General features: G+C 72.3%; 22 protein-coding genes and 1 pseudogene. 10 read left to right on the top strand and 13 right to left on the bottom strand.

Annotated features, from left to right (window positions below):
• Positions 1-36: 36 nt before the first annotated feature.
• Positions 37-279: a mycoredoxin gene (locus ACLQ3F_RS14550; protein ID WP_112681335.1), complete on the top strand. Its 243-nt coding sequence runs from the start codon at positions 37-39 to the stop codon at positions 277-279.
• Between the two features lie 139 nt (positions 280-418).
• On the opposite strand, the pseudogene ACLQ3F_RS14545 reads toward ACLQ3F_RS14550, so the two are convergent.
• Positions 419-1687: pseudogene (locus tag ACLQ3F_RS14545) on the bottom strand (MFS transporter); the annotation flags it as partial.
• Positions 1688-1901: 214 nt separating this feature from the next.
• On the opposite strand from ACLQ3F_RS14545, the gene ACLQ3F_RS14540 reads away from it, so the two are divergent.
• The 3 genes from ACLQ3F_RS14540 to ACLQ3F_RS14530 all read left to right on the top strand — a co-directional run bounded on the left by ACLQ3F_RS14540 (position 1902) and on the right by ACLQ3F_RS14530 (position 3703).
• Entirely contained in the window at positions 1902-2882 is a 981-nt protein-coding gene (locus ACLQ3F_RS14540) for a helix-turn-helix domain-containing protein (protein ID WP_357204783.1), read from the top strand.
• Positions 2883-2956: 74 nt separating this feature from the next.
• Positions 2957-3196: a DUF397 domain-containing protein gene (locus ACLQ3F_RS14535; RefSeq protein WP_357204785.1), complete on the top strand. Its 240-nt coding sequence runs from the start codon at positions 2957-2959 to the stop codon at positions 3194-3196.
• A 231-nt stretch (positions 3197-3427) separates the two neighbouring features.
• Positions 3428-3703 carry a hypothetical protein gene (locus ACLQ3F_RS14530; RefSeq protein WP_357204786.1) on the top strand — a complete coding sequence of 92 codons (276 nt, stop codon included), beginning with the start codon at positions 3428-3430 and terminating at the stop codon, positions 3701-3703.
• A 128-nt stretch (positions 3704-3831) separates the two neighbouring features.
• Here ACLQ3F_RS14530 and nudC read toward each other — a convergent pair whose 3' ends face one another.
• Genes nudC through ACLQ3F_RS14510 form a run of 4 tightly spaced genes read right to left on the bottom strand, consistent with a single transcriptional unit; the run spans position 3832 to position 8605 of the window.
• Complete coding sequence (gene nudC, locus ACLQ3F_RS14525) at positions 3832-4791, bottom strand: NAD(+) diphosphatase (RefSeq protein ID WP_425849246.1); 960 nt, start codon at positions 4789-4791, stop codon at positions 3832-3834.
• Positions 4792-4828: 37 nt separating this feature from the next.
• The gene (locus ACLQ3F_RS14520; protein ID WP_425849244.1) at positions 4829-6172 is read right to left on the bottom strand and encodes a M16 family metallopeptidase; all 1344 of its coding nucleotides are present in this window, start codon (positions 6170-6172) and stop codon (positions 4829-4831) included.
• Entirely contained in the window at positions 6169-7479 is a 1311-nt protein-coding gene (locus ACLQ3F_RS14515) for a M16 family metallopeptidase (protein WP_425849243.1), read from the bottom strand. The genes ACLQ3F_RS14520 and ACLQ3F_RS14515 overlap by 4 nt, the downstream gene beginning before the upstream one ends.
• A gap of 10 nt (positions 7480-7489) precedes the next feature.
• Entirely contained in the window at positions 7490-8605 is a 1116-nt protein-coding gene (locus ACLQ3F_RS14510; protein WP_425849241.1) for an LLM class flavin-dependent oxidoreductase, read from the bottom strand.
• A gap of 173 nt (positions 8606-8778) precedes the next feature.
• Between ACLQ3F_RS14510 and ACLQ3F_RS14505 the strand changes: the two genes are divergently transcribed.
• The 4 genes from ACLQ3F_RS14505 to ACLQ3F_RS14490 are packed head-to-tail and all read left to right on the top strand — an operon-like array spanning position 8779 to position 11950.
• Positions 8779-9843: an ABC transporter substrate-binding protein gene (locus ACLQ3F_RS14505; protein ID WP_425849238.1), complete on the top strand. Its 1065-nt coding sequence runs from the start codon at positions 8779-8781 to the stop codon at positions 9841-9843.
• A complete protein-coding gene (locus ACLQ3F_RS14500; RefSeq protein ID WP_425849235.1) occupies positions 9840-10619 on the top strand; it encodes an ABC transporter ATP-binding protein in 780 nt (259 codons plus the stop codon). Before ACLQ3F_RS14505 ends, ACLQ3F_RS14500 begins: the two co-directional genes overlap by 4 nt.
• The gene (locus tag ACLQ3F_RS14495; protein WP_425849232.1) at positions 10609-11493 is read left to right on the top strand and encodes an ABC transporter permease; all 885 of its coding nucleotides are present in this window, start codon (positions 10609-10611) and stop codon (positions 11491-11493) included. Before ACLQ3F_RS14500 ends, ACLQ3F_RS14495 begins: the two co-directional genes overlap by 11 nt.
• Before the next feature lies 1 nt (position 11494).
• The gene (locus tag ACLQ3F_RS14490; RefSeq protein WP_357262552.1) at positions 11495-11950 is read left to right on the top strand and encodes an RrF2 family transcriptional regulator; all 456 of its coding nucleotides are present in this window, start codon (positions 11495-11497) and stop codon (positions 11948-11950) included.
• A 216-nt stretch (positions 11951-12166) separates the two neighbouring features.
• Here ACLQ3F_RS14490 and ACLQ3F_RS14485 read toward each other — a convergent pair whose 3' ends face one another.
• The 7 genes from ACLQ3F_RS14485 to ACLQ3F_RS14455 all read right to left on the bottom strand — a co-directional run bounded on the left by ACLQ3F_RS14485 (position 12167) and on the right by ACLQ3F_RS14455 (position 23294).
• On the bottom strand, positions 12167-12367 hold the full coding sequence (locus tag ACLQ3F_RS14485; RefSeq protein ID WP_357208483.1) for a hypothetical protein: 201 nt from the start codon (positions 12365-12367) through the stop codon (positions 12167-12169).
• 245 nt (positions 12368-12612) lie between these two features.
• Positions 12613-13926, bottom strand: a complete 1314-nt coding sequence (locus ACLQ3F_RS14480) for a DEAD/DEAH box helicase (RefSeq protein WP_425849230.1) — start codon at positions 13924-13926, stop codon at positions 12613-12615.
• Between the two features lie 224 nt (positions 13927-14150).
• Positions 14151-14354 carry a transcription antiterminator/RNA stability regulator CspE gene (cspE, locus tag ACLQ3F_RS14475; RefSeq protein ID WP_007464836.1) on the bottom strand — a complete coding sequence of 68 codons (204 nt, stop codon included), beginning with the start codon at positions 14352-14354 and terminating at the stop codon, positions 14151-14153.
• A gap of 226 nt (positions 14355-14580) precedes the next feature.
• Complete coding sequence (locus ACLQ3F_RS14470; protein WP_425849228.1) at positions 14581-18063, bottom strand: ATP-dependent helicase; 3483 nt, start codon at positions 18061-18063, stop codon at positions 14581-14583.
• A 79-nt stretch (positions 18064-18142) separates the two neighbouring features.
• On the bottom strand, positions 18143-21712 hold the full coding sequence (locus ACLQ3F_RS14465; protein WP_425849226.1) for an ATP-dependent helicase: 3570 nt from the start codon (positions 21710-21712) through the stop codon (positions 18143-18145).
• Positions 21713-21894: 182 nt separating this feature from the next.
• Positions 21895-22440, bottom strand: coding sequence for a TIGR00730 family Rossman fold protein (locus ACLQ3F_RS14460; protein ID WP_425849223.1), 546 nt, complete (start codon positions 22438-22440; stop codon positions 21895-21897).
• Positions 22440-23294 carry a TIGR00730 family Rossman fold protein gene (locus ACLQ3F_RS14455; RefSeq protein WP_357206763.1) on the bottom strand — a complete coding sequence of 285 codons (855 nt, stop codon included), beginning with the start codon at positions 23292-23294 and terminating at the stop codon, positions 22440-22442. The genes ACLQ3F_RS14460 and ACLQ3F_RS14455 overlap by 1 nt, the downstream gene beginning before the upstream one ends.
• A 154-nt stretch (positions 23295-23448) precedes the next feature.
• Here ACLQ3F_RS14455 and ACLQ3F_RS14450 point away from each other — a divergent pair, with 154 nt between their 5' ends.
• Positions 23449-23616, top strand: a complete 168-nt coding sequence (locus ACLQ3F_RS14450; RefSeq protein WP_156057972.1) for a hypothetical protein — start codon at positions 23449-23451, stop codon at positions 23614-23616.
• 36 nt (positions 23617-23652) lie between these two features.
• On the opposite strand, the gene dapE is transcribed toward ACLQ3F_RS14450, so the two are convergent.
• On the bottom strand, positions 23653-24726 hold the full coding sequence (dapE, locus tag ACLQ3F_RS14445; protein WP_355008204.1) for a succinyl-diaminopimelate desuccinylase: 1074 nt from the start codon (positions 24724-24726) through the stop codon (positions 23653-23655).
• A gap of 78 nt (positions 24727-24804) precedes the next feature.
• On the opposite strand from dapE, the gene dapD reads away from it, so the two are divergent.
• Positions 24805-25764, top strand: a complete 960-nt coding sequence (gene dapD / locus ACLQ3F_RS14440) for a 2,3,4,5-tetrahydropyridine-2,6-dicarboxylate N-succinyltransferase (protein ID WP_112675716.1) — start codon at positions 24805-24807, stop codon at positions 25762-25764.
• Positions 25765-25771 lie beyond the last annotated feature (7 nt).

The following is a 25771-nucleotide window of genomic DNA, read 5'->3' as shown; positions in this document are numbered from 1 at the left end:
CCCAAGTCGCGGCCGGAGGAGTTGGAGGATCCGACCATGCTGACGATGTATTCCACCCCCTGGTGCGGCTATTGCCACCGGCTGAAGTCGCAGCTCGACCGGGAGGGCATCGGCTACGAGGTGGTCGACATCGAGCAGGACCCGAAGGCCGCGGACTTCGTGATGAGCGTCAACGGCGGCAACCAGACGGTGCCGACGCTGCGTTTCGCCGACGGCAGCGCCCTGACGAATCCCTCGATCACCCAGGTGAAGCAGCACCTGGAGACGCTCAACGCCTGATCCGCCGGTTCATTCTCGGTGCGCGGCCGCCCCACCCGGGGCGGCCGCTCGTCGTGTTCGGGAACGGGTCACGGTGACCACTGTCGGTGGGTGCCGGAAGCCCGGGCCGGTCGGCGTCCTCGGCGGGACGGCGGGGTGCCGGTAGCCCGGACCGGTCGGTGTCCTCGGCCGGACGGCGGGATGCCGGGAGCGTCGGGCGGGTGGGCGGTGTCGGCGGGCGGGCCCCGGCCGGGGCGCTCAGGTGCCGGCCCCGCCACAGGTAGCTGCCGGCGGCCAGGGTGGCCGCCCCGACCAGCGCGAACAGCAGCCGGTAGTCCAGGAACCCGACCAGCAGGGCCCCCGCCCCGATGGAGACCGCCTGCGGCCCGCGGACCACCGCCTGGGTGGCGGCGGCGACCCGGCCGACCAGCGAAGGCGGCGTGCGGCGCTGGATCAGCGTGTGCAGACCCACCATCGTCAGCGGAAGCGAGACCCCGGCCAGCAGCACCGCCGCGAACCCGAGCCACAGATCGGGGAACGCGAGCGCGAGCGCGGCCGGAGAGAAGAAGGCGACCCCGGCGGCCAGTGTGCCGACCTCTCCGAGCCGGCGGACCAGCGTCGGTGAGCAGAGTCCACCGAGCAACCCACCGATGCCCTGCACTGTGAACAGCACCCCCACGAACGCGGCATCCCGGTTCAGTCCCTGGTCGACGTAGGCGAAGATGAGCGACTCGCTGAAGCCCATCACCAGTGACCCGAGCCCGTAGCCGAGCAGGGCCCGCCGCAGGGCCGGCTCGCCGGCCAGGTGCCGCAGACCGGCGCCCAGTTCGGCCGGCCACCGCAGCCGGACGGCCGGTGGCCGCTGCTGCGGGGTGGGCAGCGCGGTGACCACCGCCGCCGCGATCAGAAATCCGACCATGCCGATCCCGGCCAGCGCCCATCCGCCGAGCGCCGCGTAGAGCGCCGCGCCCACCAGCGGGCCGACAAGTCGAATCCCCTGACGTACGGTCTGCAGAACGCCGTTCGCCTCGGCCAGCAGCTCGATCGGCACCATCTCGCGAATGAGTCCACTGAGGGCCGCGCCGAGCGTGATGGACGAGAGTCCGTACAGGGCCGCCACCAGATAGACGACCCAGACGTCGCCCGCGTCGCGGACGGTGAACAACGGGGCGAGCAGGGCTGCGGTGACCACGTTCGCGGCCACGAAGAACGGTCGGCGCGGGTAACGGTCGACGAACCAGCCGACCAGCGGCGCCATCGTCATCGGAGCGATGACCGCGAAGATCGTGGCACCGGCCAACCCGTTCGAGCCAGTCAGCTCCTTGACCCAGATGGCGAGTGCGAGCAGCAGGATCGACTCGGCGGTCATGCTCGCCAGCAGACCGCCGAAGAGCAGGCGGAAGTCGGGTCGGCGCAGGATCGTGCGCATGGGTCCCTCCGGCGGAATGGCGTGCCCGGGTGGGCGAGGTCGACGGGCCGCGACCGCGGGTCCGTCGTCATCCGGCATTCCCGTGGTGCGATTTTCGCAAGACACGCCCTCGCCGGAACCTCCGACACCGGTCGCGCCGTCCATACTGACCGTGGGGGGCGAATTTCATACAGTTACCGTCGCGTCTGCGTCGGTCGACGGGAAAGAGGACACTGTGCCTCCTGCCGCACCCAGCCCGATCCTGCGTCGTCGCCGGTTGGGCATCGAACTGCGCCGCCTACGTGAGGCCGCGGGCCTCACCGGCGATCAGGTCATCGAGCGTATCGGTTGGGCCTCCGCGTCCAAACTGTCCCGCCTTGAGAACGGCCGCAGCCGACCGGACCCGCAGGACGTCGGCGACCTGCTCGACCTCTACGGCGCCGACCAGGCACTGCACGACGAGCTGCTGGGCATCACCAACGAGGCCGGCGACATGCGCGGCTGGTTGAAGAACTTCCCGGTGATGACGCAGCAGCAGCGCGGCTGGGCCGAGTTGGAGGCGGGCTGCGCGGAGATCTCCGAGTACAACCCGGTGCTGGTGCCGGGCCTGTTGCAGACCCCCGGTTACGCCCAGCTCCGGATCGTGTCGGCCCGGCAGGTGAACGCGGGCGCGGGCGAGCCGGAGCCCGGCGACGAGCCGGAGACCGAGGTGCAGGCGCGGCTGGCCCGCCAGTCGCTACTGACCCGCGAGCCGCACGCTCCCCGCTACACGGCCGTGTTGGAGGAGGCGGCTCTCGGCCGCCGGGCCGGGCCGCCGGAGGTGCTGCACGAACAGCTGCTCCAGCTCTGCGAGTTGGCGCTGCTGCCGAACGTGGCTCTGCACGTGCTACCCCGGGACACCCAGATCGGCGATTGGTACCTTCCGCCGACCGCCTTCTCGGTCTATCGGTTCGCCGATCCCCTCGATCCGGAGACATTGGCCATCGAAGGTGGCTTCACCGACGTCATGTCGACCGAGGCAATCACGCTAAATCGCTATAAAGTGGTGTTCGAGTGGCTATGCAAGGCGGCACTTAACGCCTCGGACACCCTCTCCTGGCTGATCGAGGCGACGGGACGGCTGACCGAGGCGACGCCCCCATCCACAGTGGCGTTCGGTCCGGCAACGGCGCCGACCCAACGCCGCCGGGAATCGGGGCGACTGACGGACCGGTGATCCACGGGGGACCTGCCGTCGGGACGTGCGGCACCACTCGTCCCATCGGATCGCTGCACATCAGGAGCAGAACCATGAACGAAATCCGCAACACGCCGTCCGTCTCCGCCCACTCGTTGGCGGACGCCCCGTGGCGTACCAGCACACGCAGTCAGACCTCCAACTGCGTGGAGGTCGCCCCGCTGGCCGCCGGCCCGTCGGCGGTCGCCCTGCGCGACAGCAAGGACCGGGGCGGCCCGGTGCTGCTGTTCAACCGCGCGGGATGGCTGGGCTTCATCACCGGGGCGAAGAAGGGCCAGTTCGATCTGAACTGATCCGGTGACTGGCACGGGGCCGTCGGCGCACTGCCGGCGGCCCCGTCGTCGTACCGCAGGCTCGGTCGCTCCGCGACCCGCGACCCTGCTGAGCAGGCATCCGCCGATCGGACGAGGCTCGAAACCGATAGGCGCGTTTCAGTTGCTGCGACGAACACGGGGCGTAACATGGCCTCGAGTACGTGGAACTTCCACACTGGCTCATCCGTCGCGGTTCATCCGGAGACCCACATGCGGTTCCTGATCGTTCGCACCGACATCCGCGCCGTCGCTGACGGGGACATCGCCGCCGCCTGGGCGGACGGCCACCGACTTCGCGACGAGACGACAACGCCCGAGCCGCGCCGGCAGACCGTGCACGCCGAGAACCGGGACGCCGCGCTGCAACTGGCCCGCGCCCTGGCCACCGTCGGCGCGGTCCGCGCCGGCAAGCAACGGGTCAAGGTCCTCCCGCTGATCGAGTCGCGGCCCGCCTTCCGACACAGACCGGGCCGCGCCGGCACCTGATTCCACAGGTCGTCCGTCGTGGTCGGACCGGCTCCCCCGCCGCGTTTGATCGCACCCGCTGACCACGACGGCCCGTGTTCCCGGCCCGTGACCGCCGCGGCAACGGCGGCCACGGGTCGGGACCGTGCTCAGCTGTCGGCGTCCGTCCAGCCGTCCAGCCAGCGGTGAATGAGAAACAGCGCGATCGACGACGGAGGCGGCAGGATCAGCCGGGCCCCGTCGCCCACGTCCACCGTCTGCCCGGCCAACGCCGCCCCGATCTCCCGCCGGGAGAACCACTGGGCGTACGCGATCTCGGACGGATCGACCCGCACCGGCTCGGCCGGGTCGGCGGTGGCCAGGAAGCCCAGCATCAGCGAACCGGGGAACGGCCAGGCCTGGCTGCCCACGTACCCGATGCGCTCGACGCCGATGCCCACCTCCTCGCGGACCTCGCGCAGCACAGCCGCCTCCGCCGACTCCCCTGGCTCGACGTAGCCGGCCAGGCAGGAGTAGCGGCGACCACCCGGGGTGCCCTGCCAGCCGGCGTTGTTGCCGAGTAGGCAGTGGCCGTCCGGGCCGTCCACGCCGTCGTGAACGAGCACGATCATCGCCGGATCGGTACGCGGCCAGATCCGCCCACCGTTGCGGTCCACCCGGGACCAACCCGCCTCGTCCATCGCGGTCGGCGCGCCGGTACTCGTCGAGTAACCGTGCCGGGTGTGCCAGTTGACCAGCGCCAGAGCGGTGGTGAAGATGCCCGCCTCCCGGTCGGCGAGCAGGTGACCCACCTCCCGGAGGTGGACCGCCCGGGTTCCCGGGATCGCCGGAAGAGGCGCGTCGACAGCGAAGACCGGCACCCCGTCCGGCTCCACTCCCAGGAACATCGCCACCGACTCCGACCCGGCGGGCACGTCAGCCGCCCCGAGCAGCACCAACGTCGGAGGCGACGTCTTGGTGCGGGCCAGCGTCCGACCCTCGTCGGTCGAGTCGAGCAGCAGCACCCGGGCGCGCAACCACGCCTCGGTCAACCACTGCGGGTCACCGCGCCGGTGCGCGGCCCGATCCAGCGTGGACCGCGCCAACGGCGGCGCCGCTTCCCCGCTCACGCCAGCCCCCCGCTGCTGAGCCCCATGGCCTGCTCGCTCACGCCTGCTGCTCGGTCTGCACAGTGGTCAGCGCTGCCAGCCCCGGGGTCACCCGCTCCGCGTCGCCGAGCACCACGATCGCCGCCCGGGCCGGGGCCAGGTAGCGGGCCGCCGCCTGCGCGACGTCGTCGATGCTCGCCTTCGCCAACCTCGCCGCGTACTCGGCGAGGAAGTCCAGGCGCAGACCGTTGCCGGCGTACGCGCTGGTCAACGCCGCCAACCCGGCCTGGGTGGACATGCCGAGCTGGAGGGTGCCCAGGGCGTACTGCCGGGCCTGCTCCAACTCCTCGGGCTTCGGCGGCAGCGACGCCAACCGACCCAGCTCGTACGTCGTCTCCAGCAGCGCCGGGCCGGTGACCTCGGTGGCCACGTCGGCGGCGGCGACCAGCACCGACCCCGCGACGGAGTGCTCGATCACCGAGTGCGGGCCGTACGTGTAGCCCTTGTCCTCGCGGATGTTCTCCACCCACCGGGAGGAGAAGTAGCCGCCGAAGATCAGGTTGGCCAGTTGCAGTGGGGCGTGGTCCGGGTCGGTGCGCGACACCGCCGGCAGCGCGATCCGCAGCGAGGACTGCACTGAGCCCGGCCGGTCGACCAGCAGCAGCGGCCCCGGCTCCAGTGGCGGTGTCGCCGGCAGTTCGGCCACCCGCCCGGCACCCGACCAGCCACCGAGCGCCCGCTCGGCCGCGTCCAGTGCCTTCTCCGGCTGGACGTCACCGACCAGCACCAACTGCGCGCCGGTCGGGTGGACCCGCTCCGAGTGCAGGGTGCGCAGCGCCGCCGGTCGGACGGCACGGATCTGGCCGGGCTCCGGCGTCTGCGTCGCGTACGGGTGCCGGCCGTAGATCCGCTTGAGCAGCGCCTCCCGGGCCAGGTGCGAAGGCTGGCTCTGTGCCACCTGGATCCGGTCGACGAGTCGGTCCCGTTCGGTGGCCACCTCGTCACCGGGGTAGCTGGCGCCGGTCAGCACCTCGGCCAGCAGCTCCAGCATCCGGTCCAGACCGGTGACCAGGCCGGCGCCGGAGAGCATCAGCCGGTCCGGGTCGACGCCCGCGGAGAGCCCGCCGCCCACCTTCTGCAACTCGGCGGCGATCTGCACGCTGGACATCGACTCGGTGCCGGAGAGCATGGTCTGCGAGAGCATCGCGCCGCGGGCCAGGTGGACCCGGCCGAACGGCACCCAGAGCCGCAGTTCGACAAGGGGTACGGCGGGCCGGCGTACGGCGATCACGGTGAGCCCGTTGCGCAGTGTCCGCTCGGCCTGCTTGGGCACCTTGAGCTTGCGGTTCGGCCCGAGCGGCGGCAGCGTACGCGGGTGGGCGGGAGCGGTGGTGACACTCATCGGGCACCTCCGGCGATTACCTCGATGGCGGCCCGGCGCTCCGGGCGCAGGGTGGCCGCGGCGGCCCGGACCTGCTCCTCGGTGACCTCGCCGACCAGCCGGGGCAGTTCGTTGAGCAGGCCCGGTTCGCCGCGTTGCTGCTCCAGCACCGCCATGCGTAGCGCCCGACCGAGCACCGCGTCGGTGTCCCGCAGCAGGTGGGTCGCCATCCGCGCCTGGGTGCGGGCCAGCTCGCCGTCGGTCAGCCCGTCGGTGGCCAGCCGGTCCAGTTCCTCGTCGATGGTGCGCAGCACCTTGTCCACGTCGCCACCGGGCGGCAGGTGCGCCTGCAACAGCAGCGCGGTGGGGTCGCGGACGTCGAACGGGTCGCCCATGAAACCGAGGTATCCGCCGAGGCTGGTCACCGTACGGTCCCGCTGCACCAGTCGTTCGACCAGCCGCGACGCGTCGCCGTCGGTGAGCACCTCGGCCAGCACCACGTACGGCAGGTAGCCGTCGAAGTCGGTGACCGGATCGGGCACGCGCCAGGCGCCGGCCACCGCCGGCAGCGGCGCCAGGGCGTCGGTGTACGAGGTGCGCCGCTCGGCGGTCAGGTCGGGCTCGGTGAAGTCGGGCCGTTGCGGTGCCGGCCGGGCCGGAACGTCGCCGAAGTGCCGGGTGACCAGCTCGGTCGCCTCGGCCACGTCGATGTCCCCGCTGACGGCCAGTACGGCGTTGCCGCTGGCGTAGTAGCGGCGGAAGAAGTCCGCGGCGTCGGCGACGGTCGCCGACTCCAGGTCGTCGAAGGAGCCGTAGCCGTCGTGGGCGTTCGGGAAGGTGTCGAACATGACCGGAGGCAGGGTCAGCCAGGGGAAGCCGCCGTACGGCCGGTTGAGCACGTTGACCCGGATCTCCTCCTTGACCACGTCGACCTGGTTACGCAGGTTCTCCTCGGTCAGCCGGGGGCCCCGCATCCGGTCCGCCTCCAGGAACAGCGCGCGTTCCAGCGCGTTGCTCGGCAGCGTCTCGAAGTAGTCGGTGTAGTCCAGGTGGGTGGAGCCGTTGAAGGTGCCGCCTGCCCCCTGCACGTGCCGGAAGTGGGCCAGCTTCTCCAGGTTCTCCGAGCCCTGGAACATCAGGTGCTCGAAGAGGTGGGCGAAGCCGGTACGCCCCTCCGGCTCCGAGCGGATGCCCACGTCGTAGACCACCGCCACCCCGATAACCGGGGCACTGCGATCGGGGGTGAGCACCACCCGCAGGCCGTTGTCGAGGGTGAACCGCTCGACCGGATACTTCGTCGCTGGAATTCTGGATCTCCGCGCCGCCACGGAGTCGACCCTAGCGCGTCGACACCTCCGCCACCCGCGACCTTCCCGGAGCCGCCGCGACCGGGGCTGTCACCAGGGGCAGCACCTCGGCGCCGACCCGCTCGGCCTCCTCGCGGTGCGGCCAGCCGGAGAGGATGAACTCGTCGACGCCGAGCGCTGCGTACTCGTCGATTCGTGCCGCGACCTCGGCGTAGCTGCCGACCAGCGCGGTGCCGGCGCCCTCGCGGACCAGGCCGACGCCGGCCCAGAGGTTCGGTGCGACGGTGAGCCCGTCGGTGCGGCCGGCGTTCAGCGCGGCCATCCGGGTCTGACCCACCGAGTCCATCCGACGGAACCGGGCCTGGGCGGCGGCGATCCGCTCCGGGCTCATCCCGGCCAGCAGCCGGTCGGCCTCGGCCCACGCCTCGGCGCTGGTGGGACGGGCGATGACGTGCAGCCGGAGGCCCGTGCGCAGGGTGCGGCAGTGCTCGGCGGCGAGCGCCCGGACCCGGGCGACCCGGGCCGCGATCGACGTCGGTGGTTCACCCCACATCAGGTACACGTCGGCCTGCCGGGCGGCCACCGTCTCGGCAGCCGGGGACGCGCCACCGAAGTAGACCGGCGGCGGCGCCGCGAGTGGGGTGGCCAGGCCACCGCCGTCGACCCGGTAGTGCTGTCCGGCGTAGTCGAACGGCCCGCCGGCCCAGGCACGGCGAAGCACCTCGACGAACTCGCCGGTGCGCGCGTAGCGGTCGTCGTGCCCGAGGAAGTCGCCGTACGCCCGCTGCTCGGCCGGGTCGCCCCCGGTCACGATGTTGAGCGAGAGCCGACCGCCCGAGATGGCCTGGAACGCCTCGGCCTGCTGCGCGATCAGGGTGGGCAGCGCGAACCCGGCCCGGACCGCGACCAGCATGCCGAGCCGTTCGGTGTGCTGGGCGACCGCGGCGCAGACGATCCACGGGTCGGGGCAGCCGGCGCCCACCGGGGTGAGAACGGCGGTGAACCCGTTCGTCTCGGCGGCCCGGCCAACCTCGGCCAGGTAGGCCACCGTCGCGGCCCGGTCGTGCCTCGCGGCGCCCGCGGTGACGGTGGCGGCACCGACCTGGTCGCCGTCGCCGGAGGTGGGCAGGAACCAGTGGAAGGTCATCGCGAAGTCGCCTCTCTGCCGGTGACCGAACGCCGATTACCCTAGCAAGCTGGTAGGAAATACCGACATAATTGAGATGCGCCATCCCGCCATGTGGATGGGCCTTGACGCTGACCGCAGCCTGGCCCACTCTTCCTACCAACTAAGTAGGAATACTGCGGATTGGATGGACGATGAGACGGCTCCCCCTGCGCCGGTTGGTCACCCTGGCCACCCTCGCCGCGGTCGGCGCGGCGACCCTGGGCAGCACCGCCGCGTGCGGCGACGACAGCGAGGGCGCGGGCGGCAGCTCCGGCCCGGTCACGCTGCGCCTCGGCTACTTCCCCAACATCACCCACGCGCCGGCCGTCGTCGGCGTGGAGAAGGGCATCTTCACGGAGAAGCTCGGCACCAACGTCAAGCTGGACCCTAAGACCTTCAACGCCGGCCCGGCCGCCATCGAGGCGGTCTTCTCCGGTGCGCTGGACGCCACCTACATCGGTCCGAACCCGACGGTGAACGCCTTCTCCAAGTCCAAGGGCGAGGCCGTCCGGGTCATCTCCGGCGCGGCCTCCGGCGGCGTGGCACTGGTGGTCAAGCCCACCATCACCGGCGTGCAGGACCTGAAGGGCAAGAAGATCGCCACCCCACAGCTGGGCAACACCCAGGACGTGGCGATCCGGTACTGGCTCAAGCAGCAGGGCCTCACCACCACCAAGGAGGGCGGCGGCGACGTCAAGATCGTGCCGCAGGAGAACGCCCAGACCATCGAGACGTTCAACAGCGGCGCGATCGACGGCGCCTGGGTGCCCGAGCCGTTCGTCTCCCGCCTGGTCAACGCCGGCGGCAAGGTGCTCGTCGACGAGCGCGACCTGTGGCCGGACAAGAAGTTCGTCATCACGAACCTGCTGGTGAGCACCAAGTTCCTCAAGGCGCACCCGGACGTGGTGCAGAGGCTGGTCGACGGTCAGGTGGCCGCCAACGAGTTCGTCAACACCAAGCCGGACGAGGCGCAGCAGGCCATCTCCGACGCGATCGGCAAGATCACCGGAAAGCCGCTCGATTTGAAGCTCATCAAGCAGGCGTGGCCGACGTTGGAGTTCACCAACGACCCGATCTCGTCCTCCCTGAAGGCCGGGCTCGACCACGCCGTCGACGTCGGCCTGACCGAACCGGTGGACCTCAAGGGCCTGTACGACCTGAAGTACCTCAACAACGCGCTCAAGGCGCAGGGCAAGCCCGAGGTCGTCCAACCATGACGTCGACCACGACGACGCCGCAGAGCGCGACCACAGCGGTCGCGCTCTCCGGCGTGACAAAGGTGTACGGGCGCGGGGCGAACGCCGTCCTGGCCCTGGACGGAGTGTCGCTGAACGTCGCACCCGGCGAGTTCGTCTGCCTGGTCGGCGCGTCCGGCTGCGGCAAGAGCACCCTGCTCAACCTGGTGGCCGGGCTGGACCGGGTCAGCGGTGGGCAGATCACCCTGGGCGGCGACGTCAACCCGGGCCTGATGTTCCAGGAGCCGGCGCTCTTCCCGTGGCTGACCGTCGACGCCAATGTGGAGGTGCCCCTCAAGCTTCGCCGACTGCCCCGGGCCCAGCGTCGCGAGCGGGTGGCCGAGCTGCTGCGCACCGTCCACCTGGCCGACTTCGGCCGTAAGCGCCCGCACGAGCTCTCCGGCGGGATGCGGCAGCGTGTCGCGCTCGCCCGCACGCTGGCCCTGGACACTCCGGTGCTGCTGATGGACGAGCCGTTCGGCGCGCTGGACGCGATGACCCGGGACATCCTGCACGACGAGTTGGAACGGATCTGGTCCGAGCGCAAACTCTCGGTGCTCTTCGTGACGCACAACGTCCGCGAGGCGGCCCGGCTGGCCGACCGGATCATCCTGCTCTCCAGCCGCCCCGGCCGGATCATCTACTCCACCGAGGTGAACATCCCGCGCCCTCGCCGGATCGACTCCCCCGAGGTCGCCGCCATCGCCGCCGAGGTCACCGAGCGGCTCCGTACGGAGGTGGGCCGCCATGGCCAGTGACACCCTCACCAGTTCGGCGCGTACCGACGCGGAGATCACCGGCCTCGACGCGCTGGAGATCGCCGGTCGGGACAAGGAGGTCTCCCGGGGCGCCCGGATCTGGGCGGCCACCTGGCCCAAGCTCGCCGCACTGGCCATCGCCATCGCCGCCTGGCAACTAGTGGTCCTTTCGGGTTGGAAGCCGCCGTACTCGCTGCCGGGTCCGCTGGAGGTCGGCCGTGAGCTGATGACCCAGGTCCAGGGTCCGCAGTTGTGGGACGGTCTGCTCACCACGTTGCGCCGAGCCGCCGTCGGGTACGTCTTCTCGGTCGCCGTCGGCCTGCTGCTGGGCCTCGCGGTGGCGCGGTCCATGGTGCTGCGCGCCGCCATCGGCTCGATGATCACCGCATTACAGACGATGCCGTCGATCGCCTGGTTCCCACTGGCCATCCTGCTCTTCGAGCTGAGCGAGAAGGCGATCTTCTTCGTGGTGGTGCTCGGTGCGGCGCCGTCCATCGCCAACGGGGTGATCTCCGGGGTGGACTATGTGCCGCCACTGCTGAAGCGCGCCGGTCGCAACCTGGGCGCCCGAGGGCTCAACCTCTACCGGTACGTCATCGCACCGGCCGCCCTCCCGGCGATCGTCGCCGGGCTCAAGCAGGGCTGGGCGTTCTCCTGGCGCAGCCTGATGGCAGGTGAGCTGCTCGTGGTCGGCATCTCGCAGACCTCGCTCGGCGCCCAGCTCACTTACTCCCGCGAGTTGTCCGACTCACCCTGGCTGCTCTCCACGATGATCGTCATCCTGGTCGTCGGCCTCGTCGTGGACGCCGCGTTCGGCGCTGCGGACAAGGCGATCCGGCGCCGTTGGGGCGTACTGGACCAGGCTGGTCAGTGACGTGTTCGTCTCCGCGCGCAGCGACTACGCGCTCCGGGCGATGCTCGCCGTCGCCGCCGCCGGTGGTGGCGGCGACGGCGACCGGGTCGGCGAGTTGGCGAAGGCGGCCAGCCTGGCCGAGGCGCAGGACATCCCGCTCAGCTTCCTGCAGGGCATCCTGCTCGATCTGCGCCGGGCCGGTCTGCTGCACAGCCATCGCGGCGCCGACGGCGGGTACGCGCTGACTCGCCCGGCCGACGAGATCACCGTCGGAGACGTGCTGCGTGCGGTCGGCGGGTCGCTCACCACGGTGCGCGGCCTGCCGGCCGAGCGGGCCGGCTATCACGGAGTGGCCGCCGGGCTCACCGACGTCTGGCTGGCGGTGCACGGGGCGATCGCCACTGTGGTGGACAGCACCACCCTGGCCGACCTGCTCACCCACGCCCCCGTCAGCCCCATCCCCACACCCCCCGCCTGACCCACCTCGCCTCGCCTCGCCTCGCGATCTTGCACTTTCTGTCGTGGCGTAGGGGGCGTAACGGCCCATACCGGCAACAGAAACTGCAAGATCGGCGCGGTGGGTGTGGGGTGTGGGGGCGATGTGGTCGGGTCGGTGCCCCGCCGACCCGACCACATCTCGTACCGATCCTGACCGGGCCTGCCCCTCCGCCGGCACCGGTAGGCCGGTTGCTGCTCAGCCCACGTGTGCGGTCGCCGGGCCGAGGCCCGGGTCGCCAGGACTGCGCAGCTCCACCAGACCGGCGGGAGCGTTACCCGCCGGGGTGGCATGCCAGGGCGCGAAGGCCGCAACCATGGCGAGCAACAATCCGGCGAGCGCGACCGCGACCACCAGGATCAGTTCACGCAGCGCACCCGAGCCGGCTTCGCCCGCCATGGTCACCCCTCCCGAGCCGGGCCCCCCGCCCGACTTCCCCCCGTCGGTCAGCCTTGACCACGACCGACCGGGGCGCAGTCGGCCAGCCGACCCGGGAAAGGCTGATTACCGACTCAGCCGAGAGGCCACCCGGCGCGGCCGGCTGACCGGTCGGGCCGCGCTGACACCCGACCGGCCGGGGTCACCGCACAGACAAAACCGACCCGCCCCGCCGAAGCGGGACGGGTCGGTCGACGCGCAGAAGATCAGACGGTACGGGGGCGACGCGGCCGACGGGACCGGCCCGACGCGCGGTGCGCCGGACGGGCGCCACCGTCGGTGGCCGAGCCGCCGGAGGTACGGGGCCGAGAGGCGGGTGCCGGCGGAGCGACGATGGTCACCGGCACACCGGACGGCTCGCGGGCACCGGTAACCCGGGCCAGCGATCCGTCACCCGCGCGCACCTGGACCGACTCGGGCCGGATACCGGCGGTGGCCATCAGGCGGGACACGTCCCGGCGCTGCTCCGGCAGGACCAGGGTGACCACGGAACCCGACTCGCCGGCCCGGGCGGTACGGCCTCCGCGGTGCAGGTAGTCCTTCGCCTCGGTCGGCGGGTCCACGTTGACCACCATGTCCAGGCCGTCCACGTGGATGCCACGGGCCGCCACGTCGGTGGCGACCAGTGCGGTCACCTGACCGTTGCGGAACTGCTCCAGGATCCGGGTGCGCTGCGGCTGGGACTTGCCGCCGTGCAGCGCGGCCGCGCGTACGCCCTTGGAGAGCAGTTGGCGGGCCAGCCGGTCGGCGCGGTGCTTGGTGCCCATGAACAGGATGGTGCGGCCCTCACGGGCGGCGATCCGGGTCAACGCGTCGGGCTTGTCCGCAGCGTCGACGTGCAGCACGTGGTGGGTCATCGCGGTGACCGTCGCGGTGCCCGGGTCGACCGAGTGGGTGACCGGGTTGCTCAGGAAGCGGCGGACCAGCCGGTCCACACCACCGTCCAGGGTCGCGGAGAAGAGCATCCGCTGCCCCTGCGGCGCGACCTGCTCCAGCAGCTTGGTGACCTGCGGCAGGAAACCCATGTCGGCCATCTGGTCGGCCTCGTCGAGCACTGTGATCTCGACCTGGTCGAGCCGGGCGTCGCCACGGTTGATCAGGTCGTGCAGCCGACCGGGGGTGGCGACGACAACCTCGGCGCCGGCGCGCAGGGCGTCCGCCTGCCGCTGCAACGACAGGCCGCCGACCACTGTGGCGCAGCGCAGCCCGACGGCGCGGGCGTACGGGGCCAGGGCGGTGGTTACCTGCTGAGCCAGCTCGCGGGTCGGCACCAGCACCAGGGCCAGCGGGCGGCCCGGCCGCGCCTTACGGCCGACGGTGCGGGACAGCAGCGGGAGCCCGAAGGCGAGGGTCTTGCCGGAGCCGGTACGACCCCGGCCCAGCACGTCCCGGCCGGCGAGCGAGTCGGGCAGCGTCGCCGTCTGGATCGGGAACGGCTCGGTGATGCCCTGCGCGGTCAGCGCGGTGAGCAGCGCCGGCGCCAGACCGGTATGAGCGAAAGAGGGAATAACTGTGGTCATGCGGAAGCCTTCCTCGACGCGGCACGTGTCGAGGGAGGGCGCCGAAATCGGCGCTGTCAACCAGCGGAACAAGGCCGCCAGGACTCACAAGCACGAACCGAAAGGGAGTACAGGCCGGCCCGCCGCCGGGCCGCCGCCTGCGTAGGCAGGCGGCGGCGGGGCGGGCCGGTCCCGTCACCGTCACACCCGGAGGGCGCGACAGGTAATGCTGACCGATCCGAAGATCAGAGCGGGCGGATGTTCTCCGCCTGCGGGCCCTTCTGGCCCTGGGTCACCTCGAACTCGACCCGCTGGTTCTCGTCCAGGCTCCGGTAGCCGGAGGACTGGATCGCCGAGAAGTGGGCGAAGACGTCGGCGCCGCCGCCGTCGGGGGTGATGAAGCCGAAGCCCTTGTCAGCGTTGAACCACTTCACGGTGCCAATAGCCATGTGTTTCGTCTCCTTGACGGAACGTCGGACACGCACTTGTTGCGTGCCCGAAGAGGAGCGCTCCGCGCGGGGATGCGCGAATCGCCTGTCGCTTCTGGTCGCCCCGCCCGGAGAACTCCGGACACAACAAAGAGCGCCTGGGGCCACAATCCCGCCAGGCGCACACAGAGTCTCTGGTAACCAAAACTGCAACCCGGTCAACCTACCACGGTTTTCCCCGCAGTGGTCAATGTTGGGCAGAATCCTCGGGCAACTGGGCGATCATGGCCGTGAGGCCGGTCACATCCAGCAGGTCGGCGGGCCGGACGGTGACCCCGTGGCGGACGTAGTGGAACGCCGCGCCCACCCGGTCGACCGGCACGCCGGCCAACTCCGCCCAGGCCAGCCGGTACACCGCCAGCTGCACGGCAGCCACGTCGGCTGCCGGCCCGGTGGGCTGCGCGCCGGTTTTCCAGTCGACCACGTCGAACCGGCCACCCGGCCGGGCGAAGACCGCGTCCATCCGGCCCCGCACCACCACTCCGGCGATCACCGTGGCGAAGGGCACCTCGACCTCCACCGGTGACCGGTCGGCCCACTCGCTGGCCAGGAACCGCTCCTGAAGCTCGACCAGCGCCTCGTCGGGTGCGGCGTCGGCGTCGGCCGCGCCGGGCAGCTCGTCCAGGTCCAACAGGCGGTCGGCGCCGAAGCGCTGCTCCAACCAGGCGTGGAAGGCGGTGCCTCGACGGGCGTACGGGTTGGGTTCGGACGGCACCGGGCGACGCAGCGTACGCGCCAGCGCCGCCGGATCACGCCGCAGCGCTACCAGCTGAGTGACGCTCAGCGCCCCGGGCAGCGCCACCTCGACCGCACCGGAGAGCCGGGTCAGCTCGGCGCGCTCCGCCAACAGCAGGTCCGCCTCGCGCTGCCAGCGCGCCACCTCCGGATCCACCTCCGGCTCGACCTGCTCGACCGGCTCGCCTGACTCGACCGCCGAGCCGATCGGCGTGACCGGCCCGGCGAGCACCGGCCCGGCGAGCACCGGCCCGACCGGCCCAGGGAGCACCGGCCCGACCGGCCCGGGGAGCGCCGCCGCCGGGCCGTCGGCCATCAGGCGACGCACCAGCCCGGCCGCCTCGGCCAACGCCGGCCGGCGACCGCCCAGCGGGTCGGCCGGCCACTCCGCGCGGAGCACCACCTCGGCCGTGGGGTTCGTCGCGTCCGGGGTCGGCTCGGTCGCCCACGCGTCGATCAGGTGCCCCGGCCCGCCGTCGAAGCAGGCGTCGTACACCTCACGAAGGAAGACCGACGGACCTCGCGGCCGCTTCGTGCCCTCTCCCCACCAGTAACCGGAGCAGAGAAGCAGCCGGCGCGGCCGGGTGACCGCCACGTACGTCAGCCGGCGTTCCTCCCGCTCGTCGTGGGCCCGCCACGCGTCGGTGAAGTCGGTCACCGCCCGCGCCACGGCCCGCTGGTCCCCCGCCTCGTCGAGCGCCAGCTCGGGCAGCCCGTCGGCGTCGCCGCGCAGCGGGAACGGCAGCACGCCCAGCCCACCCAGCCAGTGGTCGGAGTTGCGGACCGGCCCCGGCCACAGCCCACGACTGAGCCCGGCCACCGCCACGACGTCCCACTCCAGGCCTTTGGCGGCGTGCGCGGTGACCACCTGCACCGCGCCCTCCACCACCTCGACCTCGCCCGGCGCCAGACCACGCTCCTCGTCCTCGGCGGCGGCCAGGTAGGACAGGAACCCGGACAGGGTCGCGCCGGGCGTTTCCCCGCTGAACCGGGCCGCCACGTCGCCGAGCGCGTCCAGATGCCCCCGGGCCAGGCCCGCGTCGCCGGCGCCGTCCCGGCCGGCCCGCACCGCGACCTCCACGTCCAGGCCGATGGTCCGCTCGATGTCCGCGATGAGGTCCGGCAGCGCCTGGTCCAGCCGGTAGCGCAGCAGCGCCAACTCCCGGCCGTACGCGCGCAGCCGTGCGAAACCCTCGGCCGAGTACGCCTGCGCCGGCCCGAGGTCGGCCAACGCCTCCACCAGGGTCGCCTCGTCCAACAGGTCGGGGCTGATCTCCGAGGCCTCGTCGGCGGCCACCTGTCGCCGGGCGTTCGCGATGGCCCGGGCTCGCCGGTGCAACGCCACCAGGTCACGCGGCCCGATCCGCCAACGGGCGCCGGTGAGCAACCGCAGCAGCGCGGCGCCATCGGTCGGGTCGGCCAGGACCCGCAGCGTGCAGACCACGTCACGTACCTCGGGGGTGTCCAGCAGGCCGCCCAGCCCGACCACCTCGACAGGTAGGCCCCGCTCACGCAGCGCCGACTCGATCGCCGGGATCTGGCTGCGCACCCGGACCAGCACGGCCGTCGTCGGACGGCGCTCCACCGGGATGTGTTCCGGGGCCGCGCCCGGCATCCCGGCCGCGCCACGCCAGGCGGCGAGCACGCTGTCGGCGATCCAGGCGGCCTCGTCGGCGTACGTGGGCAGCATCGCGCAGTGCACGGTGCCGCCGGCCGCGCCGCCCGGGCTGCGGTGCGGGATCGGGTCCCGGACGGTCAGCGCGGAACGCAGTTCCGGCACCCGGGCACCCGCCGCCCGCAGCGGGGTGGAGAGCGCGTTCGCCACCCGGAGGATCTCCGGGCGGTTGCGCCAACTCGTGGTGAGCCCCAGCGCCGGGGCCGGCTCACCGTTGGCGCGGGCGAACTCGGTGGGGAACCGGTCCAGGGTGCCCGCGCTGGCCCCCCGCCAGCCGTAGATCGACTGGCACGGGTCGCCCACCGCGGTCACCGGGTGCCCGCCACCGAACAGCGCGTTGAGCAACACCACCTGTGCGTGGCTGGTGTCCTGGTACTCGTCGAGCAGCACCACCCGGAAGCGGTCCCGCTCGATCACGCCGACCCCCGGGTGGTCCCGGGCCACCCGGGCCGCCCGGGCGAGCTGGTCGGCGAAGTCCATCGCCTCGAAGTCCTCCTTGCGCCGGGCGTACGCCCGCACCAGCGGCAACAGGCGCAACCGGGTCTGCTGGAGGGTGAGCGCCTTACGCACGTCGGCGTACACCCGACCCGGCCGGGACTGCACCTCGGCGAAGAACCGACCGGTCCAGGCCGCCAGGTCGTCCGGCGCGACCAGATGCTCGTCCAACTCCCCGGCCAGCGCCAGCACCGCGTCGGTGATGGTGCTCGGCATCCGGTCCACCTCGGACATGTCGCCGTCGTAGTTGCGCACCAGCAGGTCGACCAACTGCCAGCGGGACGCCTCGGTGAGCAGCCGGGTGGACGGCTCGTAGCCGGCCCGCAGCCCGTGCTCGGTGACGATCCGCCCCGCGTACGAGTGGTAGGTGGAGACGGTGGGTTCACCCGCGAGCGGGTCGTCCAGCGGGTCCCGCCCCTGCCTGCCGAGTCGGCGGATCAGCTGGTCGAGCCGGGTTCGTACCCGATGGGCCAGCTCGCCGGCCGCCTTGCGGGTGAAGGTCAGCCCGAGGATCTGCTCCGGCCGCACGTACGAGTTGGCCACCAGCCAGACCACCCGGGCGGCCATCGTCTCGGTCTTGCCCGACCCGGCGCCCGCGACCACCAGCAGCGGTTCCACCGAGGCGGCGATGATCGCGGCCTGTTCCCGGGTGGGCGCCGGCAACCGCAGCAGCTTGGCCAGCTCCACCGGTGTGTACCGAGGGCCGGAGTCCGCGAGTCGGGGCGTCGGCGCGGGACCCGCGCCGAACAGGGTGGGCTGACTCACCGTGCCGTCTCAGTTCCCAACACCGGCGCACTCCTCGCCCTCACGGGTCCAGTCCCAGGTCGTGACTGGGTTCGCACGCTCACTGCTCGCCCTCGCCTGCGCGTCGGACGGTGGGCGGCTCGACGACCTGGCGACCCTGCCCGGAGACCGGGCAGCTGGTGCGCACCGGGCAGACCCGGCACTTCGAGTTGGCCACCGCGGCGAACGTGGCGGCTGCCATCGTATCGGCGGTCCGTCGGACCAGCGCGGTCGCCCAACCGGCCGCCGGCCCCTCGCTGGCGGCCGGCTGATTCTGCTCCCTGGCGTCCTTGGCGGAGGTCCCGAGCTGCACCAGCGCGGCGCCCCCGGACTCGTCACCGAACTCGGCGAACGCCCCTGCCTCCACCGCCGCCTGGTAGGCGCCGAGCTGCGGGTGCTCGGCAAGGTCGGTGCCGGTGACAGCTGTCGACTTGCCGGTCTTCAGGTCGATCACCACGAGCCGCCCGGCCTCGTCGACCTCCAGCCGGTCGACCCGACCGGTCAGGTCGACGGGCCGATTCGGGTCGTCCAGGCGGACGGCGAACTCGTGCTCGATGGCGAGCAACCGGCGCGGATTGGTGGCCAGCCAGCGCAGCAGCTTGTCGACCATCGCCTCGGCGCGTTCCCGCTCCGGCCCGGCCATCCACCGGGCCGCCAGCTCGATCGCGTCGAACCGGGCGGCCACGTAGTCGAGCAGCGCGCCCCGGTCGGCGCTGGCGTCCTCGGCGAGCATCGCGGCGGCGTGCACCAGGTTGCCCACCCCCTGCGCGGTGCTGGTAGGGCCGCTACCGCCGTGCCGTTCCAGCAGCCAGCGCAGGCTGCACCGCAGCGCACTCTCCATGGCCGACGGGGTGACCCGCACCGGGTCGCCGTCGTCGACGAGCGGCCGGTCGTCGGAGAGAACCCGCAACCCCCACCAGTCGTCGGGGTGCGCGCCGGGCACCCCGGCGGCGGCGAGCCGGGCCAGCTCGGCCGCCGCGGCGCGCCGCCGGGCCGCCGGGGCGGCCGGGTCGGTGATGGCGGTACGGAGTTCCGCGACCAACGCCGGCAGGGTGAGCGCCCGGGGTGGACGGGTCACCGGCAGCGCTCCGGGGCGGTCCGGCTCCTCGTCGCCGGTCTCACCCGCCGCAGCGCCCCCGTTGCCGCCGGACGACGGCTCGGTGCGGGGACCGGGCGGGGTCGGTGGGGCCGGCGGCGTCGCGCTCGGCGGGGTGGGCGGCGAGGTGGGCGGCGGAGTCGGTGGCGTGCTCGGCGGGGTCGGTGGCGGGATGCTCGGGCCCAGTTCGTGCAGGAACCGGCTGGGTTGCTCCTCGTGGTCGTCGCCGCCGACGGCGGCCGACGCCACGGCGCTGACCAGCAGCCGGTGGCGGGCCCGACTGATGGCGACGTGGAAGAGCCGACGCTCCTCGTCCAGCAACGCCGAGGTCTGACCCACCACGTTCGCCGCGGTCGCCCCGTCGACCGACCGGCCGGCCAGCACGTCGACCAGTCGCTCGGAACCGAGCAGGCTGCCGCGCAACCGCAGGTCCGGCCAGATGCCCTCCTGCACACCGGCCACCGCGACCAGGTCCCATTCCAGGCCCTTCGCGGCGTGCGCGGTGAGCAGGCGTACCGCCGCTCCCCGGTCGGCGGTCGGCGCGATGGTGTCGGCCGGCAGGTCCTGGGCGAGCACGTGGTCGAGGAAGACCTCGGTACGGGCACCGGGCAGCCGGTCGGTGAACCGGGCCGCGGCGTCGAAGAGGACCAGCACGGCGTCCAGGTCGCGGTCGGCAGCCTCGGCTCGCCGACGCCGGGCCAGGTCGCCCTCACCGGCCTCCGGACGCCCCTGGTTGATCGCGCCGGCCCACCGCTCGGCGAGGCCACTGGCGTGCCAGACGGCCCAGAGCACGTCCTCGGCGGTCGCGCCCGGCCGGGCAGCGACCTCGCGTGCGATGGCCAGCAGCCCGGCCACCGCCTGCGCCGGCTCCGCCCAGTGCCGCTCGATGCCGGCCAACTCCTCCGGATCCTGTAGTGCCTCGACGATCAGCTCCCCGGAGGGACGTCGGTCACCGCCGGCCAACGCGAGCGCGCGAAGGCCCTGCCGCAGCCGCCGTTCGGCCAGCGGGTCGGCCCCGCCGAGCGGCGAGTGCAGCAGCGCGACCGCCGCCTCCTCGTCGAGTCGTTCCGGCTCCAGCGCGCAGCGCAGCAGGAGCAGCAGCGGTGCGACCGCCGGTTGCAGGTGCAGGGGCAGATCCTCACCGTGCACCACTGTGGGTACGCCGGCAGCGTGCAGCGCCCGTCGAAGGGTGGGCAGCTGCAACGCGGTGGACCGCACCAGCACCGCCATCCGTGACCACGGCACGCCGTCGAGCAGGTGTGCCGAGCGCAGCGCGTGGGCCAGCCAGGCGGCCTCGCTGGTCGCCGAGCGGAAGGTGTGCACCTCGACCACGCCGGGCGGCGCGTCCGGCAGGGGGTGCAGCCGGCGGTGCGCGGCCGGGCCCCGCAGCCGGCGACCCAGCCGGGCGATCGCCATGAGCAGACCCGGCCCGGCCCGGTACGACGTGGTCAGCAGCACCTGCGCGGCAGGCGCACCGGATGCCGTCCGGAACCGGTGCGGGAACGTCGCCACCCCGGCCGGGTCGGCGCCCCGGAACGCGTACGTGGAGGAATCCGGGTCGGCGAACGCGACGAGCGACTTGCCACCGCCGGCGATGACCGAGAGCAGCTCCAGTTGGGCGGGGTCGGTGTCGGCCAGCTCGTCGAGGTAGACGTACGCGAGCCGACGACGCTCGGCGGCCAGCAACTCCTCGTCGTCGCGCAGCAGGCCGGTGGCCGCCCGGACCAGCTCCGCCGGGTCGTACGCGATGGAGCCCCGGTTGCTGACGTCGCGCAACGCGAGCACGGCGACGTACTCCCGCAGGAAGCGGGCGGCGGCCGGCCAGTCGGCGCGGCCGAGCTTCTCACCCAGCCGGGCCAGTTCGATCGGGCCCACGCCGCGTTCGGCGGCGCGCATGAGCAGGTCGCGCAGTTGGCCGGCGAACGCCCGGGTGCGCAGGGCGGGGCGCAGGTCGGTGGGCCAGCCGACCGGGTCGTCCTCGGGCTCCTCGCCCACCACGTCCAGCAGCTCACGGATGATCAGATCCTGTTCGGGGCCGGTGAGCAGCCGCGGCGACGGTTCGCCCCGCTCGGCGGCGGCGCGGCGGAGCAGCCCGAAGGCGTACGCCGGGAAGGTGCGCACCAACGGCTCGCGCAGCACCCGGTGGCCGTCCTGGGCGATCCGGGCCTCGATGCGTTGTCGCAGTGCGGTGGCGCCTCGGCGGCCGAAAGTCAGCACCAGGATCCGTTCGGGGTCGGCCCCCTCGGCCACCCGGGCGGCGACCGCCTCGACCAGCGTGCTGGTCTTGCCGGTGCCCGGGCCGCCGAGCACGAGCATCGGCCCGTCGGTGTGCCCGACCACCTCGGCCTGCACCGGATCGGCCCGCCAGCCGCCACCGACGGCAAGCTCGGCCCCGGCCACGCGATCGGGCCCACCCGGCGTGCCGACACCGCCCACGGACGTGCCGTCGCTGGCGAGCACGGAAACGCTGTCAGGCGTCGCCCCGTCCCCCCGCGCCGACCCTCCGGGCCGCCGCACCAACCGGTACGCCTGCATCAGCTCATCCCATCAGACCCATACGACAACCAACCCCACCCCTACCCCCACACCCCGCCCCCGTGCACCCCACCCCATCTACCCCTGTCGATCATGAGGTTAGCGGCGCGACACGCCGACGGACACGCCGCTAACTTCATGATCACCGGGGCGGGCCGAGGTCCGGGCGGGCGGGGTGGGGGTCAGGTCAGGTGGGATTCCAGGACGTCGAGGGCCTCGGTGACGGTGGCGGTGACCGTCAGGAGGTCGCGGCCGGCGGGCTTGAGGAAGGTCTGGTCGGCCAGCGCGTCGAGCCAGTCCAGCAGGGGGCGGTAGAACCCGTCGGTGTCGATCAGCACCATCGGCTTGGTGTGCTGGGCGAGGGTGGCGGTGGTCCAGACCTCGAACAACTCGTCCAGGGTGCCCAGCCCGCCGGGCAGGGTGAGGAAGGCGTCCGACTTTTCGATCATCAGGGTCTTGCGGCTGGCCATCGAGTCGGTCACCAGCAGCTCGTCCGAGGCCAGGTCGGCGACCTCCAGGTCGACCAGCGACTGCGGGATCACGCCGACGGTGCGCCCGCCGGCGGATCGCGCGCCGTCCGCCAGCGCGCCCATCATGCCGACACAGCCACCACCGCTGACCAGCGTGTGCCCACGCCGGGCCAGCTCCGCGCCGGTCTCGGCGGCCAGGTCCAACCAGCGCTGATCGAGGGTACGAGAGGAGGCGCAGAAGACGCAGATCGCCGCCATCAGTCGTGGTCCCGAGCCTGTTCGGCTGCCGCCTGCTGGTCTGCGCCGGTGCGGGCGACGGCCTCCTCGCGGACCGCCTCCTGCTCGGCGGAGAGAGCGGCCTCCGACGCGACGATGTACCGGACCGCCTCGTTGACGTCGTCGGTGAGGCAGATCAGATCCAGGTCCACCGGCCCGATCTTGCCGGTGGCGGCCATCGTGTCGCGCAGCCAGTCCAGCAGGCCCTGCCAGTAGGCGACGCCCATGAGCACCACCGGGAACCGGGTGACCTTGCCGGTCTGCACCAGGGTGAGCGCCTCGAACAACTCGTCCATGGTGCCGAACCCGCCGGGCAGTACGACGAACGCCTGGGCGTACTTGACGAACATCGTCTTGCGGGCGAAGAAGTAGCGGAAGTCGATGGCCAGGTCGACCCAGTCGTTGATGCCCTGCTCGAACGGAAGCTCGATGCCGAGCCCCACGGAGAGCCCGTTGGCCTCGCTGGCGCCCCGGTTCGCGGCCTCCATCACGCCGGGCCCACCTCCGGTGATCACCGCGTAGCCGGCTCGGGCCAGCGCACCGCCCAACTCCTCGGCCAACTGGCACTCGGCGCTGTCCGGCGCGCTACGCGCCGAGCCGAAGACGCTGACCGCCGACGGCACGTCGGCAAGGGTGTCGAAACCCTCGACGAACTCGGCGAGGATGCGCAGCGCGCGCCAGGCGTCCTTGGTCTTCCAGTCGCCCCGCCCCCGTGAATCAAGCAGTCGCTGGTCGGCGGTGCTGCTCGGGATCGCCCCTCTGCGCAGGGTGACCGCACCGCGATGCCGCTCCTGTCCGGGACCGCGACCGGCCTCCCGCCCGTTGCTCTGGCTCATGGGGCAACCGTAGTGGAGCAGCACCGCCCGGGTGCGCGGGGCGGGGACGCCGAGAAATTGTTCGGGATCACGGGCAACTATTCGGCGCTCCCGTACGTCTTACTATTCACATACCGGGTATGCCCCGGCGCGCGCCTTCGGGGGAGGAGACAGCGTGATCAGTAACAGCGAGATGATCCGGATTCGTCGCCAGATGCAGCGACGGATCCGAGACGTGGTGGCCGAACGCCGCCGCACCCGCCAGCAGAACCCGATCCCCACCTCCCCCACCCCGTCCGGAGCCGATCAAGAGGTTTGCGTCGCCGACAACGGGCCAGGCTGACGCAAACCTCTTGATCACCGGGCGCTCCGGCGGGGGTCAGGCTGGGGCTAGCCAGCGGTGCAGGGTTGCCGCGCCGTCGCGGATCTTGCTGATCTCGACGTGCTCGTCGGGGTGGTGGGCGAGGTTCGGGTCGCCCGGGCCGAAGTTCAGCGCGGGAATGCCCATCGCCGCGAACCGGGCCACGTCGGTCCAGCCCAGCTTGCCGATCGGCGCGGCGCCGACCGCCGCCAGGAACTCCTTCGCGGGGGCCGCGTCGAGCCCGGGCGCGGCACCGGCAGCCGTGTCGGTGACTTTCAGCTCGAAGCCGGCGAACACCTCACGCAGGTGCGCCTCCGCCTCGGCCGGGGTGCGGTCCGGGGCGAACCGGTAGTTGACCTCGACCTCACACAGGTCGGGGACCACGTTGCCGGCCACCCCACCGTTGATCCGCACCGCGTTCATGCCCTCGCGGTAGTCGCAGCCGTCGATGGTGACCCGGCGCGCCTCGTACGTCTGGAGGCGTCGCAGCACCTCGCCGGCGGCGTGGATGGCGTTGACCCCGTGCCAGGAGCGCGCCGAGTGGGCGCGTACGCCGGTCGTGGTGACCACCGAGCGCATGGTGCCCTGGCAGCCCGCCTCGACGATGCCGTACGTCGGCTCCAGCAGCACGGCGAAGTCCGCCTGCAACCACTCCGGGAACGCCTGGGCGACGAGGTTGAGCCCGTTGTACTTGGACTCGATCTCCTCGGCCTCGTAGAAGAAGTACGTCACGTCGTAGCGCGGCTCGGGCAGCGTCACCGCCAGGTGCAGCGCGTACGCGGTGCCGGACTTCATGTCGGAGGTGCCGCAGCCGTACATCAGGTCGCCGCGCATCGTCGACGGAAAGTTGTTGTTCAACGGCACCGTGTCGAGGTGCCCGGCCAGCACGACACGCTGCGACCGACCGAGGTCGGTACGGGCCATCACCGTGTTGCCGTGCCGGTGGGTGGTCAGGTGCGGTACGGCCCGCAGCACCTCTTCGACACAGTCGGCGATCGCCTTCTCGTTGAGGGACACGGACTCTATGTCGACCAGAGCGCGGGTCAGCTGCACCGGATCGGCGAGGACCTCGGGGGTCAGCGGGTTCTCCATGGTTCGCACGGTACCTTCAGGTCTGTCAGCGCGAGGAGCGAGCCGAGGTCAGCCCGGCCGTGACCGAGAGGTGTAACAGTGACGTCCGCAGATTCCGCCTGGGGCATCGGCCTGGCTACGGTCACCGCAGACGAGCAGGTGCTCGACACCTGGTACCCGACCGGCAAGCTGGGCCTGGGCGAGCTGCCGCTGGTAGCCGGCGAGGACAAGGCGGACGTACTCGACCTGCCGCCGGCCGCGCTCGGTGACCGGCCCCTGCCTGGCCTGCGTACCGTGCAGGTCGTGACCGTGATCGGCTCGTTGGACGACCCGATCAAGGACGCCTCCGACGCGTACCTCCGGTTGCACCTGCTCTCGCACCGCCTGGTGCGACCCAACCAGCTCAACCTGGACGGCATCTTCGGCAAGCTGGCCAACGTGGCCTGGACGTCCGCCGGGCCGTGCCCCCCGGAGCGGGTGGACGAGCTGCGGGTGATCGAGCGGGCTGCCGGCCGGCACCTGGCGGTGTACGGGGTCGACAAGTTCCCGCGGATGACCGACTACGTGGTGCCCTCCGGTGTGCGGATCGCCGACGCCGACCGGGTCCGTCTCGGCGCGCACCTGGCCGCCGGCACCACTGTGATGCACGAGGGCTTCGTGAACTTCAACGCCGGCACTGTCGGCACCTCGATGGTCGAGGGGCGGATCGTGCAGGGCGTGCTGGTCGGCGACGGCTCCGACATCGGTGGCGGGGCCTCCATCATGGGCACCCTCTCCGGCGGCGGCACCGACAAGATCAGCATCGGTGAGCGCAGCCTGGTCGGCGCGAACGCCGGCGTCGGGATCTCACTCGGCGACGACTGCGTGGTCGAGGCCGGCTGCTACATCACCGCCGCGTCGAAGATCACGCTCCCCGACGGCCGGGTGGTCAAGGCCCGGGAGCTGTCCGGCGTCGACGGTCTGCTGTTCTGGCGCAACTCGGTCACCGGTGGGCTGGAGGCCCGGCCGCGCACCGGCCGGGGCATCGAGCTGAACGCCGCCCTGCACGCCAACGACTGACGGCCCC

Origin of the sequence: Micromonospora sp. DT15, from assembly GCF_049841475.1 — a bacterium.
In the GTDB taxonomy this organism is placed as follows: Bacteria; Actinomycetota; Actinomycetes; order Mycobacteriales; family Micromonosporaceae; genus Micromonospora.
The sequence above is the reverse complement of the archived record's forward strand: the minus strand, read 5'-3'. Positions and strand labels throughout refer to the sequence as shown.

What these genes read in the sequence shown, in the direction of transcription:
- ACLQ3F_RS14550 (WP_112681335.1), top strand. Translation starts at nt 37, where the DNA reads ATGCTGACGATGTATTCCACCCCCTGGTGCGGCTATTGCCACCGGCTG.
- ACLQ3F_RS14535 (WP_357204785.1), top strand. Translation starts at nt 2,957, where the DNA reads ATGAACGAAATCCGCAACACGCCGTCCGTCTCCGCCCACTCGTTGGCG.
- ACLQ3F_RS14530 (WP_357204786.1), top strand. Translation starts at nt 3,428, where the DNA reads ATGCGGTTCCTGATCGTTCGCACCGACATCCGCGCCGTCGCTGACGGG.
- ACLQ3F_RS14520 (WP_425849244.1), bottom strand. Translation starts at nt 6,172, where the DNA reads ATGAGTGTCACCACCGCTCCCGCCCACCCGCGTACGCTGCCGCCGCTC.
- ACLQ3F_RS14510 (WP_425849241.1), bottom strand. Translation starts at nt 8,605, where the DNA reads ATGACCTTCCACTGGTTCCTGCCCACCTCCGGCGACGGCGACCAGGTC.
- ACLQ3F_RS14505 (WP_425849238.1), top strand. Translation starts at nt 8,779, where the DNA reads ATGAGACGGCTCCCCCTGCGCCGGTTGGTCACCCTGGCCACCCTCGCC.
- ACLQ3F_RS14500 (WP_425849235.1), top strand. Translation starts at nt 9,840, where the DNA reads ATGACGTCGACCACGACGACGCCGCAGAGCGCGACCACAGCGGTCGCG.
- ACLQ3F_RS14495 (WP_425849232.1), top strand. Translation starts at nt 10,609, where the DNA reads ATGGCCAGTGACACCCTCACCAGTTCGGCGCGTACCGACGCGGAGATC.
- ACLQ3F_RS14485 (WP_357208483.1), bottom strand. Translation starts at nt 12,367, where the DNA reads ATGGCGGGCGAAGCCGGCTCGGGTGCGCTGCGTGAACTGATCCTGGTG.
- ACLQ3F_RS14480 (WP_425849230.1), bottom strand. Translation starts at nt 13,926, where the DNA reads ATGACCACAGTTATTCCCTCTTTCGCTCATACCGGTCTGGCGCCGGCG.
- cspE (WP_007464836.1), bottom strand. Translation starts at nt 14,354, where the DNA reads ATGGCTATTGGCACCGTGAAGTGGTTCAACGCTGACAAGGGCTTCGGC.
- ACLQ3F_RS14465 (WP_425849226.1), bottom strand. Translation starts at nt 21,712, where the DNA reads ATGCAGGCGTACCGGTTGGTGCGGCGGCCCGGAGGGTCGGCGCGGGGG.
- ACLQ3F_RS14460 (WP_425849223.1), bottom strand. Translation starts at nt 22,440, where the DNA reads ATGGCGGCGATCTGCGTCTTCTGCGCCTCCTCTCGTACCCTCGATCAG.
- ACLQ3F_RS14455 (WP_357206763.1), bottom strand. Translation starts at nt 23,294, where the DNA reads ATGAGCCAGAGCAACGGGCGGGAGGCCGGTCGCGGTCCCGGACAGGAG.
- dapE (WP_355008204.1), bottom strand. Translation starts at nt 24,726, where the DNA reads ATGGAGAACCCGCTGACCCCCGAGGTCCTCGCCGATCCGGTGCAGCTG.